Origin of the sequence: Solibacillus sp. FSL K6-1781, from assembly GCF_038630735.1 — a bacterium.
In the GTDB taxonomy this organism is placed as follows: domain Bacteria; phylum Bacillota; class Bacilli; order Bacillales_A; family Planococcaceae; genus Solibacillus; species Solibacillus silvestris.
In genome coordinates this window covers 3,790,802-3,809,724 of the sequence record NZ_CP152038.1, presented here as the reverse complement: position 1 = coordinate 3,809,724, position 18,923 = coordinate 3,790,802, and the positions used below count along the sequence as shown (strand labels likewise).

At 39.9% G+C, this 18,923-nt stretch carries 16 protein-coding genes and 2 rRNA genes; 15 read left to right on the top strand and 3 right to left on the bottom strand.

Going from position 1 to position 18,923, the window contains the following annotated elements; translation table 11 throughout:
• Positions 1 to 70 precede the first annotated feature (70 nt).
• From MHH37_RS19275 to tsaD, 8 genes are all read left to right on the top strand, one after another.
• Positions 71 to 2,999 (top strand): 23S ribosomal RNA (locus MHH37_RS19275).
• A 74-nt stretch (positions 3,000 to 3,073) separates the two neighbouring features.
• Positions 3,074 to 3,189 (top strand): 5S ribosomal RNA (gene rrf / locus MHH37_RS19270).
• 132 nt (positions 3,190 to 3,321) lie between these two features.
• The gene (locus MHH37_RS19265) at positions 3,322 to 4,413 is read left to right on the top strand and encodes an NADH-dependent flavin oxidoreductase (RefSeq protein WP_342574299.1); all 1,092 of its coding nucleotides are present in this window, start codon (positions 3,322 to 3,324) and stop codon (positions 4,411 to 4,413) included.
• Positions 4,414 to 4,563: 150 nt separating this feature from the next.
• Positions 4,564 to 4,902 (top strand): hypothetical protein, encoded by a 339-nt coding sequence (locus MHH37_RS19260; protein ID WP_087618576.1) that lies wholly within the window; start codon positions 4,564 to 4,566, stop codon positions 4,900 to 4,902.
• A 264-nt stretch (positions 4,903 to 5,166) separates the two neighbouring features.
• Entirely contained in the window at positions 5,167 to 5,619 is a 453-nt protein-coding gene (gene tsaE / locus MHH37_RS19255; RefSeq protein WP_008408477.1) for a tRNA (adenosine(37)-N6)-threonylcarbamoyltransferase complex ATPase subunit type 1 TsaE, read from the top strand.
• Positions 5,616 to 6,320 (top strand): tRNA (adenosine(37)-N6)-threonylcarbamoyltransferase complex dimerization subunit type 1 TsaB, encoded by a 705-nt coding sequence (gene tsaB, locus MHH37_RS19250; RefSeq protein ID WP_342574298.1) that lies wholly within the window; start codon positions 5,616 to 5,618, stop codon positions 6,318 to 6,320. The genes tsaE and tsaB overlap by 4 nt, the downstream gene beginning before the upstream one ends.
• Complete coding sequence (rimI, locus tag MHH37_RS19245) at positions 6,320 to 6,763, top strand: ribosomal protein S18-alanine N-acetyltransferase (RefSeq protein ID WP_008408479.1); 444 nt, start codon at positions 6,320 to 6,322, stop codon at positions 6,761 to 6,763. The genes tsaB and rimI overlap by 1 nt, the downstream gene beginning before the upstream one ends.
• Entirely contained in the window at positions 6,763 to 7,776 is a 1,014-nt protein-coding gene (tsaD, locus tag MHH37_RS19240; protein WP_342574297.1) for a tRNA (adenosine(37)-N6)-threonylcarbamoyltransferase complex transferase subunit TsaD, read from the top strand. Before rimI ends, tsaD begins: the two co-directional genes overlap by 1 nt.
• A 575-nt stretch (positions 7,777 to 8,351) precedes the next feature.
• Here the strand turns inward: tsaD and MHH37_RS19235 are convergent.
• A complete protein-coding gene (locus tag MHH37_RS19235) occupies positions 8,352 to 10,292 on the bottom strand; it encodes an ABC-F family ATP-binding cassette domain-containing protein (RefSeq protein WP_014822547.1) in 1,941 nt (646 codons plus the stop codon).
• A 245-nt stretch (positions 10,293 to 10,537) separates the two neighbouring features.
• Between MHH37_RS19235 and MHH37_RS19230 the strand changes: the two genes are divergently transcribed.
• The 3 genes from MHH37_RS19230 to tatC all read left to right on the top strand — a co-directional run bounded on the left by MHH37_RS19230 (position 10,538) and on the right by tatC (position 12,321).
• Positions 10,538 to 11,173 (top strand): redox-sensing transcriptional repressor Rex, encoded by a 636-nt coding sequence (locus tag MHH37_RS19230; RefSeq protein WP_008408482.1) that lies wholly within the window; start codon positions 10,538 to 10,540, stop codon positions 11,171 to 11,173.
• A 78-nt stretch (positions 11,174 to 11,251) separates the two neighbouring features.
• Positions 11,252 to 11,479 carry a twin-arginine translocase TatA/TatE family subunit gene (gene tatA / locus MHH37_RS19225; protein WP_008408483.1) on the top strand — a complete coding sequence of 76 codons (228 nt, stop codon included), beginning with the start codon at positions 11,252 to 11,254 and terminating at the stop codon, positions 11,477 to 11,479.
• Positions 11,480 to 11,496: 17 nt separating this feature from the next.
• Positions 11,497 to 12,321 carry a twin-arginine translocase subunit TatC gene (tatC, locus tag MHH37_RS19220; protein ID WP_342574295.1) on the top strand — a complete coding sequence of 275 codons (825 nt, stop codon included), beginning with the start codon at positions 11,497 to 11,499 and terminating at the stop codon, positions 12,319 to 12,321.
• A 90-nt stretch (positions 12,322 to 12,411) separates the two neighbouring features.
• On the opposite strand, the gene MHH37_RS19215 is transcribed toward tatC, so the two are convergent.
• Positions 12,412 to 13,140 carry a type II CAAX endopeptidase family protein gene (locus MHH37_RS19215; RefSeq protein ID WP_008408485.1) on the bottom strand — a complete coding sequence of 243 codons (729 nt, stop codon included), beginning with the start codon at positions 13,138 to 13,140 and terminating at the stop codon, positions 12,412 to 12,414.
• A gap of 276 nt (positions 13,141 to 13,416) precedes the next feature.
• Between MHH37_RS19215 and groES the strand changes: the two genes are divergently transcribed.
• The 3 genes from groES to MHH37_RS19200 all read left to right on the top strand — a co-directional run bounded on the left by groES (position 13,417) and on the right by MHH37_RS19200 (position 16,956).
• A complete protein-coding gene (gene groES, locus MHH37_RS19210) occupies positions 13,417 to 13,701 on the top strand; it encodes a co-chaperone GroES (RefSeq protein ID WP_008408486.1) in 285 nt (94 codons plus the stop codon).
• Positions 13,702 to 13,817: 116 nt separating this feature from the next.
• On the top strand, positions 13,818 to 15,449 hold the full coding sequence (groL, locus tag MHH37_RS19205) for a chaperonin GroEL (protein ID WP_008408487.1): 1,632 nt from the start codon (positions 13,818 to 13,820) through the stop codon (positions 15,447 to 15,449).
• A gap of 133 nt (positions 15,450 to 15,582) precedes the next feature.
• Positions 15,583 to 16,956, top strand: a complete 1,374-nt coding sequence (locus MHH37_RS19200; RefSeq protein WP_342574294.1) for an S-layer homology domain-containing protein — start codon at positions 15,583 to 15,585, stop codon at positions 16,954 to 16,956.
• 144 nt (positions 16,957 to 17,100) lie between these two features.
• Here MHH37_RS19200 and MHH37_RS19195 read toward each other — a convergent pair whose 3' ends face one another.
• Entirely contained in the window at positions 17,101 to 17,847 is a 747-nt protein-coding gene (locus tag MHH37_RS19195; protein WP_008408489.1) for an alpha/beta fold hydrolase, read from the bottom strand.
• Positions 17,848 to 18,034: 187 nt separating this feature from the next.
• On the opposite strand from MHH37_RS19195, the gene MHH37_RS19190 reads away from it, so the two are divergent.
• Positions 18,035 to 18,922, top strand: a complete 888-nt coding sequence (locus tag MHH37_RS19190) for a LysR family transcriptional regulator (protein ID WP_008408490.1) — start codon at positions 18,035 to 18,037, stop codon at positions 18,920 to 18,922.
• The last annotated feature ends 1 nt before the right edge of the window (position 18,923 follow it).

Below are 18,923 nucleotides of genomic sequence, written 5' to 3'. Positions count from 1 at the left end.
ATTTTTAAACAAGTCAAGCAATTGACGTGTAAACTTAAATCTTAGATCTCTGATCTAAGTGTTAACTTTTGGTTAAGTTAATAAGGGCGCACGGTGGATGCCTTGGCACTAGGAGTCGATGAAGGACGGCACTAACACCGATATGCCTCGGGGAGCTGTAAGTAAGCTTTGATCCGGGGATTTCCGAATGGGGGAACCCACTATCTTTAATCGGATAGTATCTTCACGTGAATTCATAGCGTGTTGAAGACAGACGCAGGGAACTGAAACATCTAAGTACCTGCAGGAACAGAAAGAAAATTCGATTCCCTGAGTAGCGGCGAGCGAAACGGGAAGAGCCCAAACCAAAGAGCTTGCTCTTTGGGGTTGTAGGACACTCTATACGGAGTTACAAAAGAATGAATTAGACGAAGCGACTTGGAAAGGTCCGCGAAACAAGGTAAAAGCCCTGTAGTCAAAAGTTCATTCCCTCCAGAGTGGATCCTGAGTACGGCGGAACACGTGAAATTCCGTCGGAATCCGGGAGGACCATCTCCCAAGGCTAAATACTACCTAGTGACCGATAGTGAACCAGTACCGTGAGGGAAAGGTGAAAAGCACCCCGGAAGGGGAGTGAAATAGACCCTGAAACCGTGTGCCTACAAGTAGTTAGAGCCCGTTAATGGGTGATAGCGTGCCTTTTGTAGAATGAACCGGCGAGTTACGATTACGTGCGAGGTTAAGTTGAGAAGACGGAGCCGCAGCGAAAGCGAGTCTGAATAGGGCGAATTAGTACGTGGTCGTAGACCCGAAACCAGGTGATCTACCCATGTCCAGGGTGAAGGTGAGGTAACACTCACTGGAGGCCCGAACCCACGCACGTTGAAAAGTGCGGGGATGAGGTGTGGGTAGCGGAGAAATTCCAATCGAACCTGGAGATAGCTGGTTCTCTCCGAAATAGCTTTAGGGCTAGCCTCGTGATTGAGAATACCGGAGGTAGAGCACTGTTTGGACTAGGGGGGCATCTCGCTTTACCGAATTCAGACAAACTCCGAATGCCGGATATTTATACACGGGAGTCAGACTGCGAGTGATAAGATCCGTAGTCAAGAGGGAAACAGCCCAGACCACCAGCTAAGGTCCCCAAGTAATCGTTAAGTGGAAAAGGATGTGGCGTTGCTTAGACAACCAGGATGTTGGCTTAGAAGCAGCCATCATTTAAAGAGTGCGTAATAGCTCACTGGTCGAGTGACGCTGCGCCGAAAATGTATCGGGGCTAAACGATTCACCGAAGCTGTGGATGCATACTTTGAGTATGCGTGGTAGGAGAGCGTTCTAACAGCGTTGAAGTCAGACCGGAAGGACTGGTGGAGCGGTTAGAAGTGAGAATGCCGGTATGAGTAGCGAAACATGGGTGAGAATCCCATGCACCGTATGACTAAGGTTTCCTGAGGAAGGCTCGTCCGCTCAGGGTTAGTCGGGACCTAAGCCGAGGCCGATAGGCGTAGGCGATGGACAACAGGTTGATATTCCTGTACCACCTCCTCACCGTTTGAGAAATGGGGGGACGCAGTAGGATAGGGTAAGCACGCCGTTGGTTGCGCGTGTTCAAGCAGTAAGGCGTGTATGTAGGCAAATCCGCATACTATAACGTTGAGCTGTGATGACGAGCTCGTATGAGCGAAGTTCCTGATTTCACACTGCCAAGAAAAGCCTCTATCGAGGTGAGAGGTGCCCGTACCGCAAACCGACACAGGTAGTCGAGGAGAGAATCCTAAGGTGTGCGAGAGAACTCTCGTTAAGGAACTCGGCAAAATGACCCCGTAACTTCGGGAGAAGGGGTGCTTCTTTGGGTGCATAGCCTAGAGAAGCCGCAGTGAATAGGCCCAGGCGACTGTTTAGCAAAAACACAGGTCTCTGCAAAACCGTAAGGTGACGTATAGGGGCTGACGCCTGCCCGGTGCTGGAAGGTTAAGAGGAGCGGTTAGCGCAAGCGAAGCTGTGAATTGAAGCCCCAGTAAACGGCGGCCGTAACTATAACGGTCCTAAGGTAGCGAAATTCCTTGTCGGGTAAGTTCCGACCCGCACGAAAGGCGTAACGATCTGGGCACTGTCTCAACGAGAGACTCGGTGAAATTATAGTACCTGTGAAGATGCAGGTTACCCGCGACAGGACGGAAAGACCCCGTGGAGCTTTACTGTAGCCTGATATTGAATTTTGGTACAACTTGTACAGGATAGGTAGGAGCCAGAGATCTCGGAGCGCCAGCTTCGAAGGAGGCGTCGGTGGGATACTACCCTGGTTGTATTGAACTTCTAACCCATGCCCCTTAGCGGGGTAGGAGACAGTGTCAGGCGGACAGTTTGACTGGGGCGGTCGCCTCCTAAAGAGTAACGGAGGCGCCCAAAGGTTCCCTCAGAATGGTTGGAAATCATTCGTAGAGTGTAAAGGCATAAGGGAGCTTGACTGCGAGACCTACAAGTCGAGCAGGGTCGAAAGACGGGCTTAGTGATCCGGTGGTTCCGCATGGAAGGGCCATCGCTCAACGGATAAAAGCTACCCCGGGGATAACAGGCTTATCTCCCCCAAGAGTCCACATCGACGGGGAGGTTTGGCACCTCGATGTCGGCTCATCGCATCCTGGGGCTGTAGTCGGTCCCAAGGGTTGGGCTGTTCGCCCATTAAAGCGGTACGCGAGCTGGGTTCAGAACGTCGTGAGACAGTTCGGTCCCTATCCGTCGTGGGCGTAGGAAATTTGAGAGGAGCTGTCCTTAGTACGAGAGGACCGGGATGGACATACCGCTGGTGTACCAGTTGTCTTGCCAAAGGCATCGCTGGGTAGCTATGTATGGACGGGATAAGTGCTGAAAGCATCTAAGCATGAAGCCCCCCTCAAGATGAGATTTCCCATTACGCAAGTAAGTAAGACCCCTGAAAGACGATCAGGTAGATAGGTTCGAGGTGGAAGTGCGGTGACGCATGCAGCTGACGAATACTAATCGGTCGAGGACTTAACCACATTTTATTGCTCAATTCAATGAAACGTTTATCCAGTTTTGAAAGAATGAAATTTCTTTTAACTAAATAATTAAGTGAAGTGATGATGGCAAAGAGGTCACACCCGTTCCCATACCGAACACGGAAGTTAAGCTCTTTAGCGCCGATGGTAGTTGGGGGCTTCCCCCTGTGAGAGTAGGACGTCGCTTCGCACAACGCAAACCCGCTGAGGAATCAGTGGGTTTTTTTGTTTTAAAAATCTCATTTAAATTTATGAGGAGCTCTAACTTGAAAATAAAATGCAGTTTCGTTAAAGTACATACATAGCAAAAGGGAGGAATTGAATGAAAGCACTTTTTGAAAAGTTTAAATTGAATGAACAGGTTGAGTTACGTAATCGTTTAGTAATGGCACCTATGACAACTTACTCTGCAAATGAAGATGATACAGTTTCCGATGAGGAAATCACATATTATAAAGAACGTGCTGAAGGAGCAGGAATGATCATTACAGCATGCGCATATGTTGCAGCAAACGGAAAAGCATTCCCAGGACAAATCGCCGCTCATGAAGATCGCTATATTCCAAGCTTGCGAAGAATTGCACAGGCTATTCAACAAGGCGGTGCTAAAGCGGTTTTACAAATTCATCATGGAGGCCGACAATCACTACAACATTTAGTACCAAATGGAGATGTTGTTAGTTCAAGTACAGCTATTACAATTGAGAAAAAAGAAGCACGTGCATTAACTCTTGAAGAAACAAAAGAAATGATTAAAGCATATGCTGAAGCAACAAGAAGAGCTGTTGAAGCAGGTTTTGACGGCGTTGAAATCCATGGTGCAAATACGTATTTAATTCAACAGTATTTCTCTGCCTTTACAAATAAAAGAACAGATGAATACGGGGGAACATTTGAAAATAGATTGCGTTTCCCATTGGAAGTTGTAGAGGAAGTAATTAAAGTAAAAAACAAATATGCTGATGAAAAATTTATTGTCGGTTACCGTTTCAGCCCGGAAGAGCCTGAAGAAGATGGTATTACGATGGATGATACAGTAAGATTAATAGACGAATTAGCGAAAACAGCGCTAACATATTTGCATATTTCACTTGGAGATTTTAAATCTGAAACACATCGTTATAAAAACGGCCAACAAAATCGTATTTCTGTAATTCACAGCTTGTTAAATGGCCGTAAACCATTAATTGGTGTAGGTTCAATTTATACTCGTGAAGAAGCAGATCAGGCATTACAGTTAGGAGCAGATTTAGTAGCACTTGGTCGTGCCTTATTAATTGAACCTCATTGGGTGGAAAAGGTACAGAATGGGGAAAGTGTAGTAACAGCTTATGATAAGGAAATCGATACTGTAATTCCAGGTCCTTTAATGGAGAAAATACTGTCAAGACCAGGCTGGATTCCCGGTATATAAGTTAATAAAGGCTAGTTCATGAATATAAGAGTTTAAGTTTATTTAAATAAGGAGGATGCGAATACGTTCGTATTCTCCTTTTCATTTTAGTAATGTTTGAACCACTTAATTTCGGGAATGGTTTTATAAGGATAATTGAGGGGGATACAAATGAATAAAAAGGGTTTTTATGTCTTCCTATCTATTTGTCTCGTTATGTTGCTGACAATGCTAATAACAGCTTGTCATGATGAAGTTTTAGAGATAGAAGAAAGCAATACATACGTATGGCAAAAATACATGAATGAAGAAGAGTATAAAGAAGTAAAAGAAGGGATGTCTTATTTAGACGTAGTGCGTATTTCCGGGGGTGCCGGTCAGCAAATTAATAACGGTACTTATGAATGGAATGATGAAATTCTTCTGACGAAAGGATATCGCCTAAAGTTTGAGGATGATGTATTGGTAAAAAAAGAAATAGTGGAACGCAAAGGAAAATCAAAGCGTTAGTGATTGCAGAAATAAGGTTACACGTATGTGTTCTCATAATACTTCTTCACTATCCTTATTGTTCCAGATAATGAAAATCAAATAAAAGAAAGTTCAGGACATTCACTTTTTCACAGAAAAAAATGAGTGTTTTTCTTTTTTTCATAGCTACTTTATATTAACGTTATTGAGTAAGGTCAATATAAAAGTGATACATTTTGAACAATTGCCTCACTTCAAGTAAACTAGAGATAATGGATTTTTTTTGTGGAAGGAAGCAATCAAATGATATTTGAAAAAGATATAAATACGCTGGAAGAAACGCAAGCACTTGCGATGAGACTGGCAGAATTAGTCGAGCCACAGTATACGATTACACTTGAAGGTGATTTAGGGGCGGGCAAAACGACATTTACACAGAGCTTTGCAAAAGGGCTTGGAGTAAAACGAACGGTCAATAGCCCGACATTTACGATTATGAAGCAATATGTAGGACGTATTCCACTTAATCACCTGGATGTATATCGTCTGGAAGATAGCGATGAAGATTTAGGCTGGGAAGAAATTTTTTATGGGGATGCTGTAACAGTTGTGGAATGGGCACATCTTATTCAGGAAGATTTGCCTGAAGAGCGTTTAGCAATTGAAATTATACGCATCGACGAAACGAAACGTAAATTTGTATTGAAACCGATAGGCGAAAAATATGTTCGTCTTTGTAAGGAGTTATTAAAATGATTTGGTTAGGAATAGAGACAGCAAATGCACCGCTTTCTGTCGCCATAGTACAAGATAATAAAGTAATTGCAGAAGTCGTGCAAAATATAAAATTAACACATTCGGTTGGTGCCATGCCGGCAATTGAAGAAGTAATAAACAAGGCAGGCATTACACCGGTACAGATTGATGCGATTGCCGTTTCTGAAGGTCCCGGCTCTTATACAGGAGTGCGTATTGGTGTTACTCTTGCCAAAACTTTGGCATGGTCACTGCAAAAGCCATTGGTAGGCGTATCAAGCTTGAAAGCATTGGCTGCGAATGCCCGTGCTGCTAATTATGCAATCTGTTCATTAATCGATGCTCGTCGTCAAAATGTATATGCCGGAATATATAAAGCAGATACTATGGAACCGATTATTGAAGATCACCATGATCATATAGACGGATTATTACAGAAGCTTCAGCAATTACAACAGCCAATATTCTTTGTCGGAACAGATGTCGATTTATACATGGAAAAAATTCAGCAAGTATTAGGTGATTTTGCTATCCGTGCTCCATTTACGATGGATTTACCGCGTGCGTCCGAATTAATTGCTTTGGCACAACAAATGCCATTACCGACAATTGAGGCTGTTCATGCTTTTGTTCCCCAATATCGCCGTATTGCAGAAGCAGAAGCGAATTGGATAAAGGAACAGAAAAAGGAGCAACTTTAATGGTACGGTATCGCAGAATGACAATAGATGATGTTCAGGCCGTTCATAAAATTGAGCTCGCATCATTTCCTACACCATGGACATTGGATTCGTTTTATTACGAAATGACGGAAAACCAGTATGCACATTATTTAGTCGCTGAAGACGAAACAGGTGAAATTATCGGCTTCTGTGGAATTTGGCTTGTTATTGATGCAGCACAGATTACAAATGTAGCGGTTGTAAAGTCTGTACGTGGTCAAGGCATTGGTGAAACACTTATGCGTGAAGCGATGCGAGTAGCGAAAGAAGCAAATATGGATGTCATGAGTTTAGAAGTGCGTGTAACGAATACTGTTGCACAAAATTTATATCGCAAACTTGGTTTCCTAGACGGAGGTCTTCGTAAAGGCTACTATACGGATAATCAGGAAGATGCGTTAGTAATGTGGGTGAATTTATAATGGATAACTATATATTAGCAATTGAGACAAGTTGTGATGAAACAGCAGTGGCCATCATTAAAAATGGCACGGAGATTATTTCGAATGTAGTATCATCGCAAATTGAGAGTCATAAGCGTTTTGGCGGGGTTGTCCCGGAAATCGCATCACGTCATCATGTTGAACAAATGACAATTGTTTTAGAAGAAGCATTAAAACAGGCAAATATGGAACCGAAAGATTTAACCGCTGTTGCCGTAACAGAAGGGCCGGGGTTAGTCGGTGCATTGTTAATCGGTATTAATGCGGCTAAGGCTTTCGCTTTTGTACACGGATTGCCATTGATCGGGACACATCATATTGCCGGGCATATTTATGCGAACAATCTAGTACAGCCAATGGAATTTCCGCTGTTGGCACTCGTTGTATCAGGTGGACATACAGAGCTTGTCCTAATGCGTGAACATGGTTCTTTTGAAGTTATTGGTGAAACGCGTGATGATGCGGCAGGTGAAGCATATGACAAAGTAGCCCGTGTCTTGAATATGCCATATCCAGGTGGTCCTCATATTGATCGTCTTGCCCATGAAGCAACAGAAGCCGTGCCTTTCCCTCGTGTATGGTTGGAGGAGGATTCATACGACTTTAGTTTCAGTGGCTTAAAATCTGCAGTGATTAACTATAAACACAATATGGATCAGCGCGGTGAAGAAATTATTGCCGAGCATGTTGCAAAAGGCTTCCAAGACAGTGTAGTGGAAGTATTGACGGGTAAAACAGTACGAGCAGCACGTGAGTTTCAGGTAAAACAAGTAATTGCAGCTGGCGGTGTATCAGCGAATAAAGGATTACGGACAGCATTGGAAAAAGCCTTTAAAGAAGAAGGTATTCCATTTTATGTGCCACCTTTAAAATTATGTACAGATAATGCTGCAATGATTGGTGCAGCTGCGTATGAAATGTATGAAGCAGGGATTCGTGGGAATTTAGCAATGAATGGGCGACCTGGGATGGAGCTCATGAGCTGGAAATAGGGTATAGAAGCATGGTGAAAGGATGTAGCAGTATATCCTTTCACCATGCTTTTTTTATAGAGAAAATAAAAAATTATTTAATTTGTTTTCTTTCAATAATATAAAAAAGTCGAATCTAGTAATTTATGATGGATAAATCTCATTTATAACAAGTTTTTATTGACTGTTCAACTTTTCTGAAAATTATCCACAGATAAAGTTAAATACCCACAAAAAAACTTGCGAACATGCGTACTTATACACAAAGTGTGAATAACTTGTGGGTAACATGTGACTTATCTATATATAGTAGTGTCTTTTTCACACAGCAATGTGCATAACTTTGATTTTAAATGTGGATAATGTGGAAAACTATGTTGATATGTTGATATTACTAGATTTATTTTGTGAATAAAATTGTGGAGAAATTTGTTGAAATTTGGCGTATTGACCTATATATATGATTATTATGTAGATTGGATGATAGAAAGGGTTAATATTATACAATAGCAATACAAAACATAAGTTTTTGGAGAAACAAGCTTTTCGTCTGCCTCTAAAAAAAGAGTGCCCATATGTTGATGGACACTCCAAAATTATAGCTGTTCGAGCTCTTCGTTTAGTTCAAGCCATTCCATTTCAAATGTTTCATGCTGTTCTTTCAAATCATTCAGCTCAGATTGAATCGATAATGTCTTTTCATGATCTGAAAAAATGGCAGGATCACAAAGTTGTTCTTCAAAGACGGCGATTTTTTCATCTAAAGCCCCCATCTGCTTTTCAATATCTTCAATAGCACGACGAATTTGACGTTCTCTTTTTTTCGCGTCCTTATCAATCATCGATGTAGACTTTGTTTGAACGGTCGATTCAGTCGTATTTTTTTCAATGGCTGCTGCTTTCATTGCAGCTAATTCTTCAAGTTCCTCTTTCTTTTCAACATAATAATCATAGTCACCTAAATATTCGAACGAACCCGTGCTTGATAGTTCAACAACTTTAGTGGCAATACGATTAATGAAATAACGGTCATGTGAAACGAATAGCAACGTTCCAGGATAATCAATTAAAGCATTTTCCAATATTTCTTTACTATCCAAGTCTAAATGGTTCGTCGGCTCATCAAGTACTAGGAAATTTGATTTTTGCATCATTAATTTTGCAAGTGCAAGACGTGCTTTTTCTCCACCAGATAGGGAGCTCACTGTTTTTGACACATCATCCCCGCTAAAAAGGAAGCGGCCTAAGATGTTGCGGATATCCTTTTCATTTAATAACGGCCATTCATCCCAAAGTTCATTAAGAACAGGTTTATTTGAATGAAGTTTCGCCTGTTCCTGGTCATAGTAGCCAATTTGCACATTCGTACCGTAACGGATATCTCCGGCAAGTGCCTCGATATCTTGAACGATTGTTTTCAATAAAGTAGATTTCCCAACACCGTTTGGACCGACAAGTGCAATACGGTCTTCTCTAAAGACACGCATTCCAATATTTTCGGAAATCGCCTTGTTCGTGAACCCAATTGTTAAATCATCCACCGACAGTACATCATTTCCGCTTTGGCGCTCAATTGTAAAGCCGAAGTTGGCACTTTTTTCATCGCCATCAGGAGATTCCATCCAACTAGTCTTTTCCAACACTTTGCGACGTGACTGTGCCATCTTTGTAGTTGAAGCCCGGGCAAGGTTTTTTTGAATAAAAGTTTCGAGCTTGGCTTTTTCATCCATTTGACGTTCATACATTTTTAAATCACGTTCATAGTTCTTCGCCTTTTCATCTAGATAAGCACTGTAGTTCCCTGCATATTTCGACACTTTTGTTCTGGATACTTCATAAACGATCGACACGACCTGATCTAGGAAATAACGGTCATGTGAGACGATTAAAATAGCTCCATCATAACCTTTTAAATAGCCTTCTAGCCATGACAGTGTTTCAATATCAAGATGGTTGGTCGGCTCATCTAAAATAAGGAGGTCGGGCTTTGACAAAAGAAGCTTTGCGAGGGCCAGTCGTGTCCGTTGTCCCCCGGATAGAGAACGAATCGGCTTTTGATAATCTTCAGGGAAAAATTGCATACCATGCAAAACAGAACGGGTATCGGCTTCATACTGATAACCGCCTGCATCTTTGAAATCATGCTGCAACTGGTCATACTCTGCCATGATACGTGCATATTGTTCGCTATCTTCATAAATGGCAGGATCGGCCATTTGCTGTTCAAGTTGACGCAGCGTTTGTTCCTGGTTTTGCAAGTTTGCGAAAATTGTCATCATTTCGTCCCAAATTGAAAGTTCAGAGTCGATACCTGCATGCTGCTCCAAATAGCCGACTTGAATATCTTTTGGAATAATAATTTCACCAGAGTCGTAGCTCATTTGTCCGGCAATTATTTTTAATAATGTGGACTTGCCGGCACCGTTTCGCCCTACTAATGCCACACGATCACGGTGCTGAACTTCTAATTTTACACCGCTTAATATTTCATCTGTAATAAAGGATTTATATAATTGATTTACTTGTAAGACAATCATTGTTTACACCTCAGTTTCTCCTATTTAGTTTAATGGATGGGAACATTGTACGCAACGATGGATACTTTACTTGTCGCTCCTTGTTTAGTAAGATTAACTTGCTTCTGCACAAAGAGTGGAGTTTATGTTAAGCGTGCCATATCGCTTGGCGACAACTACTTGATCAAATCAAGCAGGTCATCTCGACACGTTATACAGAGGCATTATTTGAAAAAGATTTCCAAATGTACATAGGAGGAGAATGTGTGAAACAAGAAGTAAAAATTCCACAAGCAACAACAAAAAGACTTCCTCTTTATTATCGATTTTTGAAAAATTTCGCAACTGAAGGTAAAAAGCGTATTTCTTCACAGGAATTAAGTGATGCGATGAAAATAGATTCTGCTACGATTCGACGTGACTTTTCTTACTTTGGGGCACTCGGTAAAAAGGGGTATGGATATGATGTCCAGTACTTACTGGAGTTTTTCCGACAAACTTTAGACCAGGACGAGGTAATGAATGTTGCATTAATAGGAGTCGGGAATCTGGGGAATGGCTTACTAAAGTATAACTTCCAAAAAAATCACAACACGCGTATCGTTGTTGCATTTGATTCGAAAGCACCGATGGAAGGAACGACGATAAGTGATATTCCAGTATTCCATCCAGATCGTTTGGAGGAAATGTATGAGGAATTTGGCGCGGAGTTAGCAATATTAACGGTTTCTTCCCGCTCAGCACAAATGATGACAGACCGACTCGTTAAAATAAATGCAAAAGGTATATTAAATTTCACACCAGTACGATTATCTGTTCCTGACACCATTAAAGTGATGAACATAGATCTATCGGTAGAATTACAGGCACTTACGTATTTAGTACGAAACTCAGGTAAGTAACAAAATGTTCATTACTATAAATAGCAAATTCTAGTTAATTAATGTAAAATATACATAATAATAGAGGAGGTGGCTATAGTGATTGTACATTTAAATGCGATTACACCTGTGAGCCTAATAATCATTGGACTGATTGCTTTGCTAATATTCGGTCCCAAAAAATTGCCATCATTAGGTCGTGCAATGGGGACAACTTTACGTGAATTCCGTAGCGCTACGAAAGGCTTGACGGACGACGACGACGATTTTGATACAAAGAAAAAAGTGATTGAACATAAAGAGAACGAAAAAAACGAAGTTAAGTAAAATAAGGATGTATTGCTATGAATTCAAGAGAATTAACCGTAGTTGAACATATGGAAGAGCTTAGAAAGCGCTTATTTTTCGTGGCGATTTTCTTCGTGATGGCTCTTTTCGTCGGATTCTATACGGCGAAACCACTTATTCGATACATTCAACGCAGCGATTTAGCTGCCAGTTTTTCGATGAATGCATTTAGTCCGGCAGATCCTTTAACCGTGTATTTACAAGTTACATTTATTGTAGCTGCCGTTATTGTATCGCCAATACTGCTATACCAGCTATGGGCTTTTATAACACCTGGTTTGCATGAGGCTGAACGTAAGGCAACATTGAAATATATTCCGTATGCTTTTGCACTGTGTATTGGGGGAATAGCCTTTGCTTATTTTGTGTTATTTCCATTTATTATGCGCTTTATGACGGATTTATCCAATGACTTGAATATTACGCAAACAATCGGTATTAATGAATTCTTCTCATTTTTAATTAAGTTAATAGTGCCTTTTGCGGTGCTGTTTCAATTGCCTGTTGTAACGCTGTTTCTTTCACGTCTCGGAATTATTAATCCGAAACTCATGGTGAAATTTCGAAAATATGCGTATTTTGTATTAATCGTGATTTCGGTATTGCTCGCGCCGCCTGATTTAGTATCGAATATCATTATTGCAATACCACTATTTATTTTATATGAAGTAAGTATTGTCATTGCACGTCTTGGTTATCGAAAATATGAAGTGGCAGAAAAAGAGCGAATTTTAGCAGAAGAGGAACGAGAGCGTGAGCTGCAGGTAGAAGAGCTACTCGAAATGCAGCGTCAGCAAATGGAGCAGATGAATAACAGTTAATGGTAACGCTATCGAATTTGGTAGCGTTTTTTAGTTTCCTTTTAAAGAAGGTTATCTAAAAAACCCGCTATGTAAAATAGCGGGTAAAAGTTATATTTGAAACTTATCGGCATTCATTTGGATAAATGTGACGAAACCATTTAATAGAATATGCGCGATAATCGGTGTGAGAAGGCGCTTTGTTTTATGATATAAAAATGCGAAGATCATACCGCAAATTGTATACAGTAAAATATGCGTAAAATCCATATGAATCGCAGCAAATACAATTGCACTAATAATGCTCGCAATCCAGAAATTATAGTTTTGTATAATTGAACCGAAAATTACACGACGGAATACAAGCTCTTCCAAGATTGGTCCTAATAAGACAGTCGCAATAATCATAATCGGCGCTACCTTTGTGACACTCATAATGGCTTCGGTATTTTCCGAGCCCATATCAATTCCTAAAGCAAGCTCAATGTATGCGCCGATTGTCTGCCCTAAAAAGACAAGGAAGAAACCGATGATACCCCAACCAATAGAAGCACCAATTGATGCCTTTTCCCCTTTAAATACATCCCAAAATTGCTTATTGCGGGAGATTAATATAAAACTCACAATAAAGGCAACCGCAAATGAAATAGTTGACCACCAAGCAGATAATTTTATAAGTTGATCCTGCTCAGACATACCAGAAAATAGTTGTAAAAGGGAATCTTTTAAGCCTGGGATGAATATAAGTAATAAGACTGATAACTGACAGATGATATAAGTTATTAACACATAGAATGCGGTCTTCTGCGTTTTGAACTTATCTGATGAACGGGAAGTCACGGATGAAAAACCTTCTTTCTCTTACTGACTAGTAGAATTACACATCCCAAAAAAGTATGTGGAATGTTGTACCTTCTATTATAGAGTTTAATATGGGCTATTATGATAGCCCACTGTTATACATTTAACATTATTGTAGAGGAATTTGCCAATAAATCAAAATTTTTTAGTGCACATACTTGCAAAAAAATATGGAATTCATTAAACTAATAAATGTGTTAGCACTCGACAAACGAGAGTGCTAAAAATAGAAAATTTCTTAGGAGGTTGTTTCAATTGTTAAGACCATTAGGAGATCGCATCATTATCGAACTTGTTGAGGTAGAGGAAAAAACTGCATTTGGTATTGTTTTACCCGACTCAGCAAAAGAAAAACCACAAACTGGTAAAGTAGTGGCAGTAGGTACAGGTCGTGTTCTTGACAACGGCACTCGTCTTGAGCTTGACGTAAAAGAAGGCGACGAAATTATCTTCTCTAAATTCTCTGGTACGGAAGTGAAGTACGACGGCGTAGAATATTTAATCCTGCGTGAGAGCGATGTACTTGCAATTGTCGGATAATTACAAAATCAAAAGAAAATTGCAGCTAGTCATACATATTAAGCTTTGCTAGCTGCACATCTTCATAAACAATAAATCAAAAAAATAGATCGTAAAATTTAGGAGGAAAATGAATTATGGCAAAAGATATTAAGTTTTCAGAAGAAGCACGTTCATTAATGGCATCTGGTGTAGATAAATTAGCTAACGCTGTAAAAGTAACTTTAGGACCTAAAGGACGTAACGTTGTTTTAGAGAAAAAATTCGGTTCTCCACTTATTACAAATGACGGTGTATCCATCGCAAAAGAAATTGAGTTAGAAAACGCATATGAAAATATGGGTGCAAAATTAGTAGCGGAAGTAGCTTCTAAAACGAATGAAATCGCAGGTGATGGTACAACAACTGCAACAGTACTGGCACAAGCTATGATTCGTGAAGGACTTAAAAACGTAACAGCTGGTGCTAACCCAGTAGGTATTCGTAAAGGTATGGATAAAGCGGTTGCTGCTGCATTAACAGAGCTTCAGGCAATTGCACGTCCAGTTGAAAATAAAGAATCTATCGCACAAGTAGCGGCAATTTCTTCGGCTGATGAAGAAATCGGTCAATACATTGCGGATGCGATGGAGCGCGTAGGAAACGACGGAGTTATTACAATTGAAGAATCAAAAGGTTTTACAACAGAATTAGATGTAGTAGAAGGTATGCAATTTGACCGTGGTTATGCATCACACTATATGGTAACAGATACGGATAAAATGGAAGCAGTACTTGATAATCCATTCGTTTTAATTACAGACAAAAAAATCTCAAACATTCAGGAGATTTTACCAGTATTAGAACAAGTGGTTCAACAAGGTCGCCCAATCTTAATTATTGCTGAAGATGTTGAAGGTGAAGCACTTGCAACATTGGTAGTAAATAAATTACGTGGTACATTCAACGCTGTAGCAGTAAAAGCTCCAGGTTTCGGTGACCGTCGTAAAGCAATGTTAGAGGATATTGCTGTATTAACTGGGGGTCAAGTAATTACACAAGATCTTGGCTTAGATTTAAAATCAGCTGATTTATCAACTTTAGGTCGTGCTGCTAAAGTTATCGTATCAAAAGATAACACAACAATCGTAGAAGGTGCTGGTAACACTGATGCAGTAGCTGGTCGTGTAAACCAAATCCGTGCGCAACTTGCTGAAACAACTTCTGAATTTGATAAAGAAAAACTACAAGAGCGCTTAGCGAAGTTAGCTGGCGGTGTTGCAGTTATTAAAGTTGGTGCTGCAACAGAAACAGAATTAAAAGAGCGCAAATTACGTATTGAAGACGCATTGAACTCAACTCGTGCAGCAGTAGAAGAAGGTATCGTATCAGGTGGTGGTACAGCACTTCTAAATGTTTATGCGGCAGTTGAAAGAGTATTGGATCAAGTAGAAGGCGATGTAGCAACAGGTGTACGTATTATTTTACGTGCTTTAGAAGAACCAGTTCGTCAAATTGCTGAAAACGCTGGTTTAGAAGGTTCAATTATCGTTGACCGTTTAAAACGTGAAGAAGTAGGTATTGGCTTCAATGCGGCAACAGGCGAGTGGGTAAACATGGTTGATGCAGGCGTAGTTGACCCAGCGAAAGTTACACGTTCAGCATTACAAAACGCAGCTTCTGTAGCTTCACTGTTCTTAACAACAGAAGCAGTAGTTGCAGATATTCCAGAACCAGCAGGCAGCGGTATGCCGGACATGGGTGGCATGGGTATGCCAGGAATGATGTAATCCGATAAGTATCCGACTTATTTATAAAAATCGATTGTTTTGTTCTTTGCAAAGCAATCGATTTTTTATTGTTTTGTATTTTAATAATCGATAAATTATAATATAGAAATGTTCCAAAATAAGGGGGAATTGGATGAAAAAGTTTTCGGTTTTACTGGCACTTGTGCTCGTTTTACAACTCGTTTTACCATTCACAAATATAGTGGAGGCAGAAGATGAAAGTAAGTCGTTTCATTATGTAGCGCTTGGTGACTCACTGGCAGCGGGAATGAATGAAAACGGTGAAATTGGTTTTGGTTATGCAGACTTACTTGCTAAACAGTACCAAGATCAGAAAAGCCAGATTGTATTCAATAAAGGTTTTTCTTATCCAGGCTATACAACAGTCGACGTTTTAAAGGGTATTGAAGAAAATGTCACTAAACCTATTTACGATTTAAATGGTGTTTCGGAAAAATCAGCAGCAATCCAGGAAGCGATTCATCAGGCAGACCTGATTACATTAAGTGTTGGAGCAAATGATATTTTAAAGAATGTAAATCGCTCTGAAACGGGTGAGTTTAGTTTTGATACAGCAGGTGTTATTAAGAGCATTCAGGATGTTGCGGTAAACTATAAAAAGATTTTCGACAATATTTATAAAATTAATCCTGAAGTTGATATGATCGTCATGGGACTTTACAATCCGTTTCCTTATATTGAAGATCCGGCAATTCAGAAACAGCTAAACATGCTAGTAACGAATTTGAATAATTCAATGAAGCGTATTGTAGAAGATAATGGTGGTATATTTACTGAAGTGGCAGCACAGATTGCAACGGACGCAAAAACGTATTTACCGAACCCTAAAAATATTCATTTAAGTGAAGCAGGTTATCAAGTCGTTGCGGATGCGATGATGAAGGATTATTTGAATGCCTTGTTTAAAGAAACAGAAGAAAATACAACAGATAGCGAGATTGTAAAAGCGCCATTTACTGATATTCAAAACCATTGGGGCAAAGATTATATTGATGTTGTCTATGCAAAGGGTATTATGAATGGGTATGAGGATGGTACATTTAAGCCGAATGCCAATATGACGCGTGCTCAAGTAATATCTGTCATTTCACAGGCCTTTGGATTAACTGCAAAAAATAAAGCACCTTTTAATGATATTAGTCATTATGCACAGCAAACTCAAAATGGGATTGCCGCTGCATATGAAGCGGGGCTAATTAAAGAAAACAACGGAAATTTTAATCCGCAGGGCAAAATTACACGTTCACAGTTAGCATTAATTTTAATGCGTCTTTCAACTGTTCAAGCTGGGCAGCAATACGAACCGGCAAAACTGGCGCCTTTCCAAGATATAGCGAACTATGATCGTGAAGCACAGTTAGCGATTACTTTTTTATATGATACGGGAGTAGTGCAGGGAACAAGTGCTACAACATTTTCACCTAAAGGCAATGTCACACGTGCTCAAATAGCGAAAATTTTAGTGCTGGCAATAAATAAACAATAAAAAACAAGCGTTAAATGGACGGGGATCCATTTAACGCTCGTTTTTTGCTGACGAGTAAACAAAAGCAAACTCGTCTATATCATTGCAAAAACGGGGATTTTTGCAAGGGGACACAATGTCAATTATCAGCTAAAGTGGTGATAATTATTCTTTCCACTTTAACCCTTCAAAGAAACGGTAAATTTCTTCAAACACTAATTCACGTTCTTTACCTAATGTTAATATATGTCCGGAATTAATGAAAGTTTTAACTGATTTAATTCGTGAATTTACTGAACTATAAATTAGATCTGCACTTTCACAATAATATTCATCATCTTCCAAGCCACGTAAAATGTGGACCGGAGTGTTGATAACATTTAGTTTTTCACTTGTTTCATTAATCATATTTTGTAAATAGTTTAATGAAGGCATTTTCACAAGTTCCGCAATTTTATTACGGCTATCAACTGATTCATCATAAGTGCCCGATAACTTTTTATAGTTAATAGCATAGTCAATAATCCGATTTTGTAAACTATCTGTTGATTTGGCTGTTGCTGGAGCAGACATAGTAACAATCGCTTTTGTCGGACGTTCTTCGCCAAGCTTTAAAGAGAAGATGCCGCCTAGAGAAACACCTGCTACTGCAATTTCTTCATAGCCACGATTACGCAATTCATCATAGCCTTCTATAACACTGTCCCACCATTCAGCGGGTTGAGATTGAATTAATAAGTCAGGGCCACCACCATGGCCTTTATATAATGGTGCATGTACTGTATAGTTACGATCCGCTAAATATTTTCCTAAACGTTTTACATCATTTGTATTGCCGGTAAAGCCATGCAGCAATAATACGGCACGTTTTCCGGATTCAATTGTAAAAGGTTTCGGCGCGATGAGTTTCATTGTCAATTAGACTCCTTTTTTTATGTCAATTTTACAAAACTTCAAAAAAACACTTGAAATTTAAAAATAATTTTGATATGAAAACCTGTTGTTATCGACTATTATAAAGAGTATAAACATATAAGTACAATTTATTATTTTTATTATATTGATGCAAAAAAGTTATGAATGATGTGAGGTATGTAAAATGGAGATTGAACAGCTTCAATATTTCAAAACCGTTGCTACAATGCAACATATGACACGTGCGGCAGAGGTTTTAGCCATTTCCCAACCGGCGTTAAGTAAATCGATTGCGAACATCGAACAACATTTAGGTGTACCGCTTTTTAACCGTGAAGGAAGATCGATTTATCTCAACCGTTTTGGCGAGCTTTTTCTGCAAAGTGTCAATGTCATTTTGGATGAATACGATCGGATTAAAGAAGAATTTGAAGATATTATCAAACCGGGTTCTGGAGAAGTGTCATTTGGCTTTATTCATACACTAGGTATGGAAATAGTGCCAGAACTGATTGCTTCAACGAGCGAGGCGTTTCCGAACATGCAGTTTTCTTTAACGCAGGCGACTTCGTTAAGTTTATTAAAGCGGCTTGAAGAGGGGGCCATCGATTTATGTCTTTCGCAAAAAATAGAATCAAGGGTAATTGAAATAGAGACGGAAGAATTATTTGTGGAAGAGCTTTTTGTCATTGTCCCGACAACACATCCGTTAGCACAGCAAGATGCTGTTAAATATGATGAAGTGAAGAATGAACCGTTTATTGCGATTAAAAAGGGAAATTCGCTCCGTCAATTAGTGGATGAGCTGTTTTTAGAGCAGGGCATCGTGTTGAATACAACATTTGCTGCTGAAGAAATGCATACAGTAGCAGGATTTGTTGGTGCCGGAATGGGCATATCCGTAATTCCGAATATTAAAGGGCTAGATCACTATAAAGTAAAACGTTTGAAGTTAGATCCCCCTTGCTACCGCTCCGTTTGTGTTTCATGGGCAAAAAATCGTTATTTGCCTCCAGCAGCATCTGAGTTTAAACAATATTTACTGCAGTATTTTCAGCAAAGAGAAGAGTGAA